General features: G+C 38.7%; 13 protein-coding genes. 2 read left to right on the forward strand and 11 right to left on the reverse strand.

What is annotated here, in order from left to right; translation table 11 throughout:
• The 4 genes from AC0KTX_RS11690 to AC0KTX_RS11705 form a co-directional block, all read right to left on the reverse strand.
• Positions 1-697, reverse strand: a 697-nt coding sequence (locus AC0KTX_RS11690) for an IS110 family transposase (RefSeq protein ID WP_474252350.1), incomplete at its 3' end; no start/stop codon positions are given.
• Between the two features lie 473 nt (positions 698-1,170).
• Positions 1,171-2,031 (reverse strand): VOC family protein, encoded by an 861-nt coding sequence (locus AC0KTX_RS11695; RefSeq protein ID WP_474252351.1) that lies wholly within the window; start codon positions 2,029-2,031, stop codon positions 1,171-1,173.
• 463 nt (positions 2,032-2,494) lie between these two features.
• On the reverse strand, positions 2,495-4,138 hold the full coding sequence (locus tag AC0KTX_RS11700) for a DHA2 family efflux MFS transporter permease subunit (protein WP_474252352.1): 1,644 nt from the start codon (positions 4,136-4,138) through the stop codon (positions 2,495-2,497).
• A gap of 34 nt (positions 4,139-4,172) precedes the next feature.
• On the reverse strand, positions 4,173-4,817 hold the full coding sequence (locus tag AC0KTX_RS11705; protein ID WP_474252353.1) for an HlyD family secretion protein: 645 nt from the start codon (positions 4,815-4,817) through the stop codon (positions 4,173-4,175).
• 583 nt (positions 4,818-5,400) lie between these two features.
• Between AC0KTX_RS11705 and gdhA the strand changes: the two genes are divergently transcribed.
• A complete protein-coding gene (gene gdhA / locus AC0KTX_RS11710) occupies positions 5,401-6,780 on the forward strand; it encodes an NADP-specific glutamate dehydrogenase (protein ID WP_474252354.1) in 1,380 nt (459 codons plus the stop codon).
• Between the two features lie 457 nt (positions 6,781-7,237).
• Here gdhA and AC0KTX_RS11715 read toward each other — a convergent pair whose 3' ends face one another.
• The 7 genes from AC0KTX_RS11715 to AC0KTX_RS11745 form a co-directional block, all read right to left on the reverse strand.
• Positions 7,238-7,375 carry a hypothetical protein gene (locus tag AC0KTX_RS11715; protein ID WP_474252355.1) on the reverse strand — a complete coding sequence of 46 codons (138 nt, stop codon included), beginning with the start codon at positions 7,373-7,375 and terminating at the stop codon, positions 7,238-7,240.
• Positions 7,376-7,417: 42 nt separating this feature from the next.
• Entirely contained in the window at positions 7,418-7,642 is a 225-nt protein-coding gene (locus AC0KTX_RS11720) for a hypothetical protein (protein WP_474252356.1), read from the reverse strand.
• A 29-nt stretch (positions 7,643-7,671) separates the two neighbouring features.
• Positions 7,672-8,826, reverse strand: coding sequence for a Ger(x)C family spore germination protein (locus AC0KTX_RS11725; RefSeq protein ID WP_474252357.1), 1,155 nt, complete (start codon positions 8,824-8,826; stop codon positions 7,672-7,674).
• Positions 8,827-8,843: 17 nt separating this feature from the next.
• Entirely contained in the window at positions 8,844-9,938 is a 1,095-nt protein-coding gene (locus AC0KTX_RS11730) for a GerAB/ArcD/ProY family transporter (protein WP_474252358.1), read from the reverse strand.
• A 24-nt stretch (positions 9,939-9,962) separates the two neighbouring features.
• A complete protein-coding gene (locus AC0KTX_RS11735; RefSeq protein WP_474252359.1) occupies positions 9,963-11,528 on the reverse strand; it encodes a spore germination protein in 1,566 nt (521 codons plus the stop codon).
• 855 nt (positions 11,529-12,383) lie between these two features.
• Positions 12,384-12,923, reverse strand: coding sequence for a helix-turn-helix domain-containing protein (locus AC0KTX_RS11740; RefSeq protein WP_474252360.1), 540 nt, complete (start codon positions 12,921-12,923; stop codon positions 12,384-12,386).
• A gap of 13 nt (positions 12,924-12,936) precedes the next feature.
• Complete coding sequence (locus tag AC0KTX_RS11745; protein WP_474252361.1) at positions 12,937-13,890, reverse strand: alpha/beta hydrolase family protein; 954 nt, start codon at positions 13,888-13,890, stop codon at positions 12,937-12,939.
• Positions 13,891-14,389: 499 nt separating this feature from the next.
• Here AC0KTX_RS11745 and AC0KTX_RS11750 point away from each other — a divergent pair, with 499 nt between their 5' ends.
• On the forward strand, positions 14,390-15,058 hold the full coding sequence (locus tag AC0KTX_RS11750) for an SOS response-associated peptidase (RefSeq protein ID WP_474252362.1): 669 nt from the start codon (positions 14,390-14,392) through the stop codon (positions 15,056-15,058).
• Positions 15,059-15,085 lie beyond the last annotated feature (27 nt).

The following is a 15,085-nucleotide window of genomic DNA, read 5'->3' on the forward strand; positions in this document are numbered from 1 at the left end:
CTTTTGAAATTGCTGGATACGCTTCTTTTGCTGCTTCGATTAAAGCGATCCCTTTTTCTTCAGCACGTGCCAATGATAAGTTTTTTCTTGTGTTGGCTTTTAAACGATTACGAATCACTGTTTTTGAACAAACTAACACATGATCCGGATGAGAGTATAATTGAACGACATTCAAAAATAAAGCAGAACGTTTACTGAATAGCTTTTCTAACTCAGGAAAACTCAATTGTAGAATCGCATGTAAACGACTATATAAATGCGTCATTTCACTACTTAATTCATCATAATATCTCGTCATTGCCCGCATTTGTTTATAATATTCCTCTTCTTGATAAGTTTGTTCACGTTCAGCTCTAAAGTGAGTTTTCGCAAGTTCATGAGCGTCGCTTTTATCTGTTTTTTGTCTCCTCATTGAAGCCATTTGAATATTCGCTTCGAGTGGGTTAACTCGATAATACATATAACCTTGATCACCTAAGAATCGTTCTAGTGGTTTTGAATATACGCCTGTTGCTTCAAAGACAATATCAGGTGCCTGTCCATCTTTTTGTGTTAAAGATATAAGGGTTTCGTTTAATTTCTCGAAAGAGTAACGGTTATGGGTTATTTCACCCTCATATTCGCATTGACGATAACGGTCGTAAATGACCATTGTACTTTTCCCCATACTGACATCAAATGCCACTACGTGTTTCATATTTTCTGCCTCTCCTTTTTAGCCAAACATAGAAGTTCTTCACATTGCCTTATCGATTCCATTTTCTTATACACGGTCTCTTCGGACCCAACATACTAAACTGATTCAAATAAGGATGTGAAGTTGGTCTGTTTTTAATACGGACTCTATTTGGTCCCAGGGGCTGTTCGACCTTCCTTCACTTCTACTATAAAAAAATAGTAGCACAAACCTTGGCCTAGGTCTGTACTACTAATGTTAGTATGTTTTAGGTGTAAAGACGGGCTCGCCCGCCAATTTGTTCGCTTTCACTTTTTTCAGCCATTTCATCTTTAAGGCCGGCAGTCTCTGTTTGAAAGCAAATGTTTGTCTTCCGGAACAACTTCATGTCGCTTCACAAACTAAACTACCGACATCCCACCTTTACATACTGTACGGCGTCCCCCTTGTACTTCGCGGCAAATAAGAATTGGCAAAAAAACGGAGTGGTTTTGTCAAGATTCAACCTCGAATCGAATTTGATTTCCTGAAGGGTCTATTGTAAGATAATAACCGTTTTTCTCTGACACTTGATAACCTAATTGTTTTAATCGGCCCACTGCTGATTCCCTTACATTCTCGTCTGGAAATGCGAGAGAAAATTGAATCAACCCGACGCTGTTTTCCGGAGGTTTGGGTGCACCGACACCATTCCAAGTATTTAATCCGATATGATGGTGGTATTTGCCAGTTGAAATAAACAGCGCACTGTTTCCATACCGGCATACGACGTCAAATCCGAGGCCGGCGCAATAAAACTCCTCAGATTTCCGCAAATCTGAAACATGTAAATGAATGTGGCCCATGATCGTATTTTTCGGAAGTTTTCCCCAATATTCTCCTTTTCCTTCGGCTAAAAGACTTTCGACATTTAACGGTTCAGTTGACATGTTCACCTCTCCATCACTCCAATGCCAGCTTTCCGACGGCCGATCAGCATAAATTTCGATGCCGTTTCCATCAGGATCCGCTAAATAAAGCGCTTCGCTGACAAGATGATCGGATCCTCCTTGCAATGGATAGCCGATGTCAAGAAGATGTTTGAAAACTTTTCCTAATTCATGACGGTCAGGCAACAGCAGGGCAAAGTGATACAAACCGGTTGTCCTGTTTTGTTTGGGAATTACATCATCTGGTTGCTCGATCGTGAGAATTCCAGTTTGTCCATCAGCGGTTAATACTGCTTTCCGTTCCGATTGCTGCAAAATTTCAAATCCGATTACATTTTGGTAAAACGCAAGCGAACGATTGAAATCGGCAACTCTCAAATCTACTCGTTTAACAAATGTATTTGGCTTCCGGTGAAATGTTGACAATGTACAACCTCCTTAAAGTGCTGCGGTCTCCGTATTATTATAAATAAACCGGCATAAATAGGAAAGAAATGAGCATAATAAACAATCCAATATACAACTGATCGAATGCCGCCGTTTGTTGTAATGCCATTATCACCGCAATTTTTCATTAGTTGATAAAAATGGTTTTCTTCTAAATAGCATTTTTATTCCATGGAGCATCAGCGTGAAAATCAATTAGGGAAAACCATTTCAAAAAGCGCCTTCCTCATCCTTTGTGCGGCCGAAAGATACAATTAAAGCGGAAAATGGTGTATGGATAATACACGAAACGAATGATTGGGACGATAGATAAAAACGCTTTTTTTCTCCCGTAAAAAAATGCCGCCGATCCCCTGATTCGAGGATGGCGGCCAACCGATAGCCGATGAAATGAATTTTCCGTTAATTTCCAAACAGATGCGGTCATGGCAATGCTTTTTTTCTATTCCTTTTTTATTTCTTTTGGCGTTTTTAAGAAAAAAGAGAGAACAAGCGCGATGAACGCCAAAATGGTGGCGATGTAAAAAGCATCGTTAATTCCTTTAATTGTTGATTGCTGCAAAGCTTGGCCAAATAACGCTTGAACGCCGATCGATTGACCTGCTTGCTCCGATAATCCAGCGGATTTCGCGATGCTGCCGCCCATTGCTTGAAGCCGGCTCATCAACATTGGATCCGTTTTTGAAACGAGATTAGAAAAATCTGACATGTGATTGGTCGATTGTTGCGTCATCACGGTCACTAACAACGCCGTTCCAATCGATCCAGCCACTTGGCGGATCGTGTTGGACATTGCCGTTCCATGGGAAATCATGTTTAGCGGAAGCTGGTTCATTCCGGCTGTCATGATTGGCATCATGATAAGCGACATTCCAAAAGACCTAAGCATATAAATTCCTAAAATGGTTTTATATGGCGTATCAGCTGTGAGTTGGGTAAATTCATATGTCCCATACGTTGTGATTGCCAGGCCGACAATCGCCAGCCCTCTTACGCCATACCGATCAAAAATTTTCCCGGCTACAGGTCCCATCAAACCCATAATAAGTGCTCCCGGCAAAAGCAATAACCCGGATTCAATCGGCGTAAACCCGCGGATGTTTTGCAAATAAATCGGCAGCAAAAGCATCCCGCCGAATAATGCCATTGTTACAATCGAATTGATGATTAATGTAAAAGTAAACATGTTATACCGAAGCACCCGCAATTCAAGAAGCGGTTTTTCCACCTTCAATTGTCTGATGACAAAGAAAATTAAAAAGACAACCCCGACCAGCAAGCTAATAGCGACTTCAGCACTTGACCAGCCCTTGCTTCCCGCTTCACTAAACCCATATAAAATCCCGCCGAATCCAATGCTTGAATAGATAATCCCTTGAACATCAAACGTTGGGCGAGTTAATTCTTTTTCTAAATGAAACCAAGCGAAAGCGAACAAAATATCAATCAACCCAATGACAACCATCGCATAAAACATCAAATGCCAATCATAATTTTGCACAACCCATCCGGAAACAGTCGGGCCAATGGCCGGAGCCAAAATCATCGCTATTCCCATTGTCCCCATTGCCGCTCCCCTTTTTTCAGGAGGAAAAACGGTCATAAAAATATTCATGCCAAGAGGCATTAAGATGCCTGCACCGATCGCCTGAATAATCCTTCCGGTCATGACTAACGCAAATGTAGTGGACACAGCGCAAACGAGCGATCCGAGCGTAAACGAAGCCATTGCCGCAATAAACAATTTGCGAAACCCGTAATTTTCAACCAAAAATGCACTGATTGGAATTAAAATTCCGTTCACAAGCATAAAACCTGTCATCAGCCATTGGGCTGTTGTTGCATTCACATTTAAGTCTGTCATCATGACCGGAAGCGCCACATTCAATAATGTTTGATTCAATATTGCGATGAACATGCCGAACATTAAAACAAACAGCACTTTGCCGATAGGCGCTTCTTGAACAGCAGCTTCCTTCCCGCTATCCAACTGCAAATCTCTTTTTCTTTTTTTTCGAATAAATAAAAAGTTGACGGCTATCAGCACAATAATTGCGAAAATGGCATAGCTGATTGTAAACGGCATTTTCCCACCTCCTTCAATATAGTTGGATACCATTTTATTTGTGAATGCGCACCTCTGCGTTCATTCCCGGCATGATTTTTAATCCTTTTGCATCATCAATAGAAATTTTTACAGGTATCACTTGCGTTACTTTTGTATAATTGGCATCCGCATTTTCGCTTGGCAGCAGCGAAAAGACACTTGCCGTCGTTTTTCCGATTTGCTCTACTTTTCCTGTAAGTTTCGAATCACTGTAACCATCAATATAAATGTCGACATCTTGGCCTTCTTTAACCTCTTCGATAACCGTTTCTTTAATATTGGCTGTGATCCATAAATGATCGAAATCATATGCATAAGCTAATGGAGTTCCAGCTGCCACCATTGAATTTTCAACCGCATTTGTTTGCACGATTGTTCCGGATTGCGGCATTGTAATGTCTACTTGTTCTTCTTCACCTGGAACAAACAGTTTTCCGATCACACCGTCTTTATTGAAATGATCGCCAACATTTCCAGAAAATTTTGTTAATTTTCCGGCAGCCGGAGCGGAAATCACCAACTGTCTCCCGTCCACTTTCGCATAATCTGTCTTAATATAATTGACGGACTCATTGTAATAATAAAAACCAGCGAAACCTCCCAAAACCAATATAAACAGGACAACAATATTGAGAATGACAAGTTTTTTCACATTCATTTTCCTTTATCCTCCTTCATTCCTTCAAAATAGTGCATTGCCAAAAAGCTGACGCAAACTCAATCGTTTATTTGCTTAATAATTCTGTTTGTTAAATATTAATAAAATGCATTATTAATATTATGATAATCTTTAATTCAAGTCAATCATTTTTTAAACAGCAAAACTTTATTCAGAAAAAACTTATGAAAAGGCTCTTTAAAATTTTTTTACATCACTTGATGAAGGAAGGTTTGTTCATAGTGCTTCCGTTCCAAACAGCCTTAACCCGGGGTACCGGGGTATACGTTATCCGAAACTGACTGAAGCCGGCAAAAAAGGGATTGCTTCAAAAATATCGATAAGGTTCATCTGAAAACTTTCCAAAGGGCGGTTTTATAAATGTGACAATACTAGAAAAAGTGGTCTGTTCAAACCTTTGAATATTTGTTTTTTGCTTTAATGTGTTGTAGAATCTTTTATTGTAGATCTCACTTCCTTAGAACACTTGATTCCCATTCACTGTAAGTCATTCACTGAATTGTTTGATTCTTCCTAACTGTATGAAGCTTATTATGTTAAATTTTTGGATAGGAGTGGAGCTATGAATCAATTACTTATGAGTCAAAGTGAAGTGGAAAAAGCAAAACAGTATGTCAAGGAAGTTTTCCAATCCGTAAAAGAACGAAATCCGAATGAGCCTGAGTTTCACCAAGCTGTAAAAGAAATTTTAGACTCATTAGTTCCGGTTCTTGCCCAACATTCTACATATAGGAAACTGGGAATACTTGAGAGAATTGTTGAGCCGGAAAGAATGATCACTTTTCGTGTTCCATGGGTGGATGATCAAGGAAACGTGCGCGTAAACCGTGGATTCAGGGTGCAATATAATAGTGCAATCGGACCATATAAAGGAGGCTTGCGCTTTCATCCGACCGTGAACATGAGTATTATAAAATTTTTAGGGTTTGAACAAATCTTTAAAAATTCGCTGACCGGCCAACCGATCGGCGGCGGAAAAGGCGGAGCCGATTTTGATCCGAAAGGCAAATCAGAAGGGGAAATCATGAGATTTGCACAAAGCTTTATGACAGAGCTTTATAAACATATTGGTCCTGATATTGACGTCCCTGCTGGCGATATAGGTGTCGGTGCAAGGGAAATCGGATACATGTTTGGCCAATATAAAAGAATTCGCGGCGGTTTTGAAGGCGGAGTGTTGACCGGAAAAGGAATTGGATATGGTGGGAGCTTAGGAAGAACGGAAGCAACGGGGTATGGAACGGTGTACTTTGTGGAAGAAATGCTTCAAGACAACGGACTTAGTTTCAAAGGAAGCACAGTTGTTGTCTCTGGTTCTGGGAACGTTGCCATCTACGCAATTGAGAAAGCGATGCAGTTAGGTGCAAAAGTTGTCGCCTGCAGCGACTCGAATGGCTACATTTTTGATAAAGAGGGAATCAAGCTTGAAACCGTCAAAAGGATCAAAGAAATCGAAAGAAAGAGAATAAAAGAATATATCAATGAACATCCTCACGCTGAATATTATGAGGGCTGTTCAGGCATTTGGTCCATTCCGTGTGATATTGCCCTCCCTTGTGCGACTCAAAATGAAATCGACAAAAAAGCGGCCGAACTGCTTGTGTCCAATGGTGTTAAAGCCGTCGGCGAAGGGGCTAATATGCCGTCAACATTAGAAGCGATTGACGTCTTCTTATCAAACAATATTCTATTCGGACCTGCAAAAGCTGCGAATGCAGGCGGTGTTGCTGTTTCTGCCTTGGAAATGGCTCAAAACAGCGCAAGGTTGTCTTGGAGTTTCGAAGATGTCGACGGAAAACTGCGTGAAATCATGAAAAATATTTATCGAAATTGTGTCAATGCTGCCAATGTATACGGCTGCCCCGGAAATCTTGTCGCCGGCGCAAACATCGCCGGATTTAAAAAAGTTGCTGATGCAATGGTGGAACAAGGAATTGTATAAAAAAACGAAAAGACGGATGGTCGCCGAAAGCTCCCTTATTGCTTCGGCGATTCATCTTATACCGCTAAATTGCCACCTTTTTCTTTAATGAAAAAGATCCACAAAATTCCTGCTTTTAAGTATATCCTCATCAATCATAATATCAAAGTTTTATGTAAGATTTTCTAACATATTTTTTTGAGCGGGAATCTTGGCAGATTGTGTCTTGATTTATTTCCCATTTAATCATACATGTACAACAGACACTAAAAAGCGATTCACCAAAGGATGGAAACATAAATTCTGAAAAACATCTGTTCTCGTTGATCATTGAATAAAAATGATAAAACGATTACCAATGAGAAAAAAGGATAGTCTTTCCTTTGCTAATTTTTTGTCTCTAAGTTTCGCTGGTTGTTCTCTATTTTTTAGGATAATCAAAAAATAATAAAGTCCCCTCTACATACTTTCCAAATTCTTAATATCTTTCTGACCCCCAAAAATTGAAGACAATCATTAAAATCACAAACGGGAACACTGTTGGACGCCAGTCTGAAAGTTGAAAAAGCTGTTCTATTGCCAATGCACCAATATAAAATTGGATAGTTAGTTTCATAAATGCCTCCGAAATCCACTTTCTGCATAAAAGCCAATAAATTTATTGCAAAATCTTCTTGAATGGCCGAAAAATGATATTTAATAAATCGGATGGCCCCGGCAAATCCGGAAAGTAAACTAGGAGACAGCCGATTGTCCACCCGATCATTGTAAGCGTTAGGGCAACCAATTTTTCTTTCTTCTGGTTTTTATTCATGCCTCTCCATTCAAAATAAATGATGGAAACTGCTGCTAAACTGATTCCAATTACCCATGTCAATTCCATTTTTTATTCACCTCTTCGTTTTTTCCCCTTTATTGTGTTGAAATCATTCCTGGTCTTTTAATATTGACGTTACTTTCAATTTCGACCTCGATTTCTGGAAATTTTTGATCCCATCGGTCTTTCACTTTTTCCCATTCATCTGGATAATGTCTGTTAAATGTTTTTCCAAAGTCAATAATATCTGTTTTCATTTCCTTTTGGACAACCTCGAGTGTCTGGTATATTCTATGTTCTATCGTATCCGATAACTGTTTTTCAATGTCCTTAATCAAGGAAGGTTCCAGAGGGTTTATTGGTGTCTCATTTTCCGACATATCATCTTCTATCGCAATTTTCAATAATATTTTCCATTTTCCGTTGTTAATTTTCGGAATGAGGTGTGTTCGAGAGCGAAGAATATTAAAGGTTATTTCGTTGTTATATCCTTTTGGCTTAACCGTTATAGTAGAAATTCCCATTTCATCTTTTAACCATAATAATCCTCTTGTCAGCCTTTCGTTCAATTGCCCGATCATTTGACCATTTTTAAGAACAGCTGTTCCATTTAAAATTAAACCGCCTTCCTTATTGGTTTCGATCACAGGCAAATCTGCAACTTTTTGTTCATCAGATAATGATTCTATTAAATCTTTAACGGTTACTTGCATTCCGATATTAAAGTTTGCCAACTCCCTTGCCACTTCTGAGGAGCTTCGATCGACAACAGGAACCACTTTTAAAATATCAATTGCTTGTCCGTCGGCGACAAAAACATTCGCCCTAATTCTCGCTTTTGGGTAACGCGCAAAAAAATCGATATGTTTTTTAATATCATCCGTTTGAGCAAGGTCCTTCCCAATAATGACAACTTGGCTTTGTCCCCAAAATATACGCCGTGAAAATTTGGCCTGCAATAGAGACATTGCCTCAACAATCGTTTTCCCTGTTGCGCTTTCTACAACCGTCGGGTTTTTTCCTTCTTGCCCACCGCCGACAGATGATTGGATACCCATGGCCCCCGGAACAGCAAATTGTAAAGACAGTTTAATTCGATCATTATCCGCTTTATCAATTCCTGCTGCCAGCACAAGCCCTAAGTCATTGAGTTCGACACGATCCCAACAGCCAACAAGTAAAAGTGCTGTCAAAAACAAAACAAGCGGTATATTTATAAATTTTAGTAAATGGTTGTGATACATGTTCATCTTTATCACCGTTTTTTTTATTTTTTGCACTCCGCTCTTTTTTTTCGTACGAATGCAATGATCAACAAAATTAAAGGTATGGCTATATGAAAAAGCCAAAATAATGGCCAAATGTTTTTCAAGATGTCATACAAAATACTTAAATTTGGAATTGACCAATAACAAAAGACGGTCAATAAAAATCCAACTGGAAATACAATTGGCCGGTAATCAGAGAGATTTAACAATTGTGCGGTACCGAGAACGATTGCATAGTAGAGAACGGAAATTTTGATAAAAATGCCTGGAATCCAAACGGCCATAACAAATGCCTCTACATGCTGAAGAAAATCCGCTACGTTTATATACCGTGTTGCTGTCATAACAGGATAAATAAATATAGAAGTTGCATTTCCGAATAAAAAAAGTGAATATAAATTTGCTATCACCAACATGAACATAACTGCTACGACCGTTATCATCCCTAGCTTTAATCCTTTTTTTGCGTCGTTAATAAACGGAAATAGCAGCGAAAGAAGAAAAAATTCACTGTTCCAAGCAGAAGGGACGATTGCTCCTATTAAGGAGGGCATTAACCCTTGCCCCATGATTGGAAAAATATTTTTGAAATTAAGATCCCCGATTAACAAAATGGAAATAAATATGATAACAGCAGCGACAACTGGCATAAATACTTGTGCTGTTCTTGCTATCACTTCAATTCCGCCTTTCACAGCAAGGGCACAAACAATGATCATACTAACAGTAATAACAATACTCGGCGTTCTTGTTAAAAAATTTCCTATGACAAACTCCCCGTATTGCCTCAATGCTAAACCAGTCAAAAATAGATAAAACATAAGGAACAAAACACCGACTGCTTTTGCAGGAAAAGATCCAAGAATATCCTTGCTATATTCAATAAACGTCTTTTTTGGAAAAAAATGATTCAGTTTGTAAACGAAGTAAACAGCCAGAAACCCTGTTGCCGAACCCCATATTGGCGATAACCATAAATCTTGTTTGGCAAATCTTCCCGTGATGGACGGTGCAATGAGGATAGCTGTTGAGACGATTGTCGGATGCATCATGATGGCCATCTGTAAAGCGCTGATCCTGCCATTTTTCAACATTTTATCCACCCTCTCATGTCGAATTTACGTTTCTCCTCCTTTGTTCGGATCAGGCATTTGCCCTGGAGATTGGCGAAATTTATTGTATTCTCCTGTTAAATGTGGTCTAGTATCCAACTTCCACCAAGGGGCTCGCCAGAGAACATCTTTCATCTCGCTAAATTTCGCTGGTGCTATTGGAGATAAGTATGGGACGCCAAAAGATCTTAATGTAGATAAATGAACGATGATCAAGATGATCCCAAGCATAATGCCTAATAAACCAAGTGTTCCTGCAAGAAGAATAATCGGAAACCTTAGGATGCGAAAGGCGATTGCTGTAGGATAACGCGGTATTGTAAAAGAAGCAATTCCGGTAACAGCGACAACAATCACCATCGGTGCGGATACAATACCAGCATTAACAGCTGCTTCTCCTATGACGATTGCACCGACAATGCTGACGGCAGATCCTACTTGTTTAGGCAGCCGTAATCCAGCTTCCCGCAATGCTTCAAACGTTATTTCCATTATTAATGCCTCGACGAGAGCGGGAAACGGAATTTGCTCCCGTGAAGCTGCCATACTAATCAACAGCGTGTTAGGAACCATTTCTTGATGATAAGTGATGACAGCCACATAAAGAGATGGCAAAAGCAAGGAAATTAAAAGGAAAAAGTATCTGAGCCAGCGAATTGCTGATCCGATTGGAAACGTTTCATAATAGTCTTCACCTGATTGCAATAATGAAAACAAAGTGGTCGGGACAATAATGGTGACAGGTGTTCCATCAATTAGTAATGCCAAACGCCCTTCAAGCAGGCTCGCCGTCAATACATCTGGGCGCTCTGTCGTTAAAACCTGCGGGAATGGCGAATAAGGATGATCGTTAATAAACTCCTCAATCATCCCCGATTCCAATATTCCATCAATTCTTATACGGCTAAGTCTGTTTCTGACTTCTTCCAGTAAAGACTGATCAATTAAGTCTTCAATGTACATGATGGCTATCTTAGTTTTTGAATATCGGCCGATTTCCATCATTTCCAATTTCAAAAGCGGGCTTCTAATTTTCCGGCGAATGAGGGATGTATTTACCTGCAATGTTTCTACAAACCCCTCACGCGGTCCCCTGACAACAACTTCGGCCGTCGGCTCATCAATAGAACGCTTTTCCCACTTTGAAAGACTTAACGCTATTCCTTTTTCGATCATATCGACCAATAACACAGGATTTCCAGACGAAATTTCATCAATACAGTCCCCATAGTTCCCAATTTTTTTTATATTAGGAACAGTAATTCTTTCTTGAATAATGCTGAAAATATTTCTATTTTCCTCTTCTTGAACCTTCGCAAGTGGAGAAAGTACACTTTTTTCAACTTCTTCAATGTTGGTCAGCCCTTCTATGTATATGAGAAGAGCCCTTTTTCCTCCGATAGAAAAAGTTCGAAACACGACGTCCATGCAATTGTTATAAATTAAACGGAATTTGCTTTCATTTTCGGTCAATTTATTTGAAAGAGACTCCTGTTTCGCCTCTTGATGGTTGATTGATTCGCAAACATTCGTTTCTTTTTTTATTTTGAATTTTTTTCGTTTCCGCCGCATACTGCTCATCCTTTCCCTGTTCCTTCAAAATCTTGTTTATAGTTTTCTTTTTTATTTAGAAAGTTATCCCATTTATTTCTGTTAAACAAAAATTTAAAATTGTTTACTCCTGAATAACTGTTTTCTTTTAGTTTTAATCCAATTTGGAGATTGTAATAAAAATTAAAATTTAATCTTTAAGAGAGACTTATCTTCCATTTTCCAATTTTTTTGCATAAAAAAAATCTGCGATTGACAACACAGATCAGCGTTTTTTAAGATATTATATTTTCCTGATAACTCCGATAGCCATTTCACCCGAATTCGGCTAAGATTTTCACCAACTTTATGACCCTAAAAATAGTAGTTTACATAATAATTTTATAGTAAATAAAAAATGGATTTTTGTTTTTCTTGTTTATTGATTGCCAACACGAATTTGCTGAAAACTGCATTCCTGTTCATGTTAATGTAATTGGAAAATTTTTTCTTGTTAATTTTTGTTCTTTTCTTGATTTAACATAAAATTTGGCAAAAATCTAAGAATGAAAACATAAGGCAATCACTAAGAAGCTGCAAGAGAGGCCAAACGAGGATCAAAAATGATTTTGAAAAGATTGATTGATCGTTCACATGGACAGCACGAATAGAAGAGATCTCTTGAAGGAAAAGCTGAATGATCCAAAAATTTTTTTAAAAAAGCGGGGGAGGCATACCCCTTTTTTCAACGATCGCCTTCTTCTACCGTTCTGCAACAAGCGATAGGCGCTGTATTCAATATTTTTCACTGCAATCGTTTGCTCCGACAAGATTCACTTAAATGAAGGGCTTTTGTTCTGTTTTATTTTGATTCATATGATCTCTAAAGCCCTTTTTTCAATTTTGTTCTCCTGCAGGCACAACAATAGTGGTCAATATTCTCTTTTTTCGTTCGGGCGACGGCTGTTGATTCATTAATATCTTCATCTCTTTGCTGATGGTTCGGATAAAATGTGAAAACTCTTCATCGCTGGCATAAAAACTTACTTGTCTGTAGCCTGCCCCATCTTTAACAAAATCAGTTTTTTCTTGTTGCAAATACTTTTCAAAGTCCGCTACAATATTGGCAATAAAATTCATAAAAACCTTCATATGTTCTTCCCGGCTCATTGATTGCAATTCTTCTTTGGTTAATTCGTTCGCTTCATTTGGGAGCGAATAAACTTTTTCAATTGTCCCCCTCACTTTTCTTTTATCGGCGATGTCAACCAGACCGGCTTCTTCAAGCTTTTTCAGATGACGATATAAAGACGCTTGCGGAACTTCCGGAAGATATTCCATCATTTCTTGGACCGTTAAACGTTTTCCTCCCAGCAATGTTTGAATGATTCGCAATCTGATCGGATGCAATAATAAATCTGCTTTTGAATTTTTCATCAGAAGCACCTCATTAAATCGTTTTGAAATGGTTTACCAGCCATTTTTGCAAATAACTGCAAAGCTCTTCATGAAGAGGTTGATCCCCTTTTTTCCGGTAAATGGTTTTCATGCGCAAAACATTGAAGTCACCTTCATGTTTTTTTAAAAGATGATCCATATTATGAATGACATAATATTCCAAGTCCCCTTTAATAAAATTAGGGAGAATTTGCAATTTTTCCGGATCAGCTTGGAAATCTTTGTCGCCCGTCATCGCTAAAACCGGGCAGTGAACCTTTTGAAGGTCTTCAAGAACATCATATTGCAAATGTTCACGGAACCATTTGGCATTTATTTTTTGAAAGAAAACTTTTATAACATCTTGATCGGATTGCATGATTTTGTTGAAAAAATTGTTCGCTTTTTTTTCATTTTTTTCTTCGATCTTCAGCATGCGAATCAATTTTCCCTTCAAGCCTTTCACATTCTTTAATGCTTCATATGCCAGCTGCCGCTGCCTGTATAACGCTTCTTCCATCCTCTCGCCTGCACCGGCAAGAAGAATAAGTCCGTGTATTTCTTCCAAGGCGTTTAAAGCGATAGCAAGCGTTGTCCCTTCACTATGGCCCAAAACAATGATCTTTTCTTGATCCACTTGCGGGTGTTCCTTTAAAAACCGAACAGCATTTTTGGCATCATTGACAAGATCCCACATGCCGGTCGAAAAATAATCACCTTCACTGTCCCCTACCCCTCTTTTATCATACCTTAAAATAACAAAGTCCAATGAAGCAAGAAAATGCGCCAATTGCTTATACACGTTCAGTTGGAATTTCCCTTTGGCATCATTGCCGTCACGATTTAACGGCCCCGATCCCGGAAGAATCAGAATGGCCGGTTTTTTTTGGCCGTCTTTGTGAAGCATTGTAACCTGTCCTTTTAACACTTTTCCAAAGCTTTTGAAAGAAATCGGTTGATTGATCATATCATTTTCTCCTTTTTATTATCATTATCGATAATAATAATAAAAATGTCAACCACCTTGCCAAACTTTTTCATTTCCCAACATTCATTTTTGGCTCTTACACAATTTTGGTGATAGGAAGAGGCTAATTGAGAAAATTAGTGTGCAAATTGGAGTTTTTCAGCTTCTTATTCTCAATTATCTCGACTTTTCACCAAAAGAACGTAAGGACCTCATTTTTGTGAGATATGATGATAAAAAATGTCAAGCAATCATCAAATTTATCTTTTTATCTAACTCCTTTTCCAAATTTCCTTTTATTAAATCGTATCTATGTGGGAAACTAAAAAAGATTTATGCAAAACGGATGCGTGAAAAGATCTTTCGTCAAATCTATGTATAAAAGCAGCCATAAATAATAAAACTTTTTTACTGATTCAATATAGTGTGGCTCTTTTTGATTTGTCATCCAATTTAGCGAATGGATTTTTAAATTTAACATGTTAATGGAGATGAGAAAATGTGCGGCAGATTTTCTCTGTTTCAAAATGGTGATGATATTGTTTTGCGTTTCTGCATTGCAAATGATATTGAAAATTACAGCAAAAGGTATAACATTGCCCCCTCCCAAAACGTATTAGTAGTTATTAACGACGGCCGCAATAATCGGGCCGGTTATTTAAAATGGGGGCTTGTTCCCTTTTGGGCGAAAGATCCTTCCGTAGGAAATCGTTTTATTAACGCAAGAGCCGAAACACTTGCCGAAAGAGCTGCTTTTAAACATGCTTTTAAAAAGCAGAGATGCCTGATTGTTGCGGATGGTTTTTATGAATGGAAAAAGGAAAACAACCGAAAACAGCCCTACCGGATTCAGCTGAAAAACAACAAGTTGTTCGCCATGGCCGGACTTTGGGACAGATGGCGCGGCCAAGATGGAAAAGAACTTTTTTCTTGCACCATCATTACGACGGCAGCTAATGATCTCATTTCATCCGTTCACAATCGGATGCCGGTGATTTTACATCCCCAAGTGGAAAACATATGGCTGGACAAGAAAAATGATGATCATTTATCTTTTCTTCAGTCTCTTCTTATGCCCTATGAAACAGAAGAATGGGAGATTTACCCTGTTTCTACAAAAATAAACTCGCCAAAATATGATGAGCCAGCGCTTATTGAAAGGGTTTAACCTATTGGTGAACATGAACGGATCGTT

The sequence above is a fragment of the Aeribacillus sp. JST-2 genome (assembly GCF_056032925.1).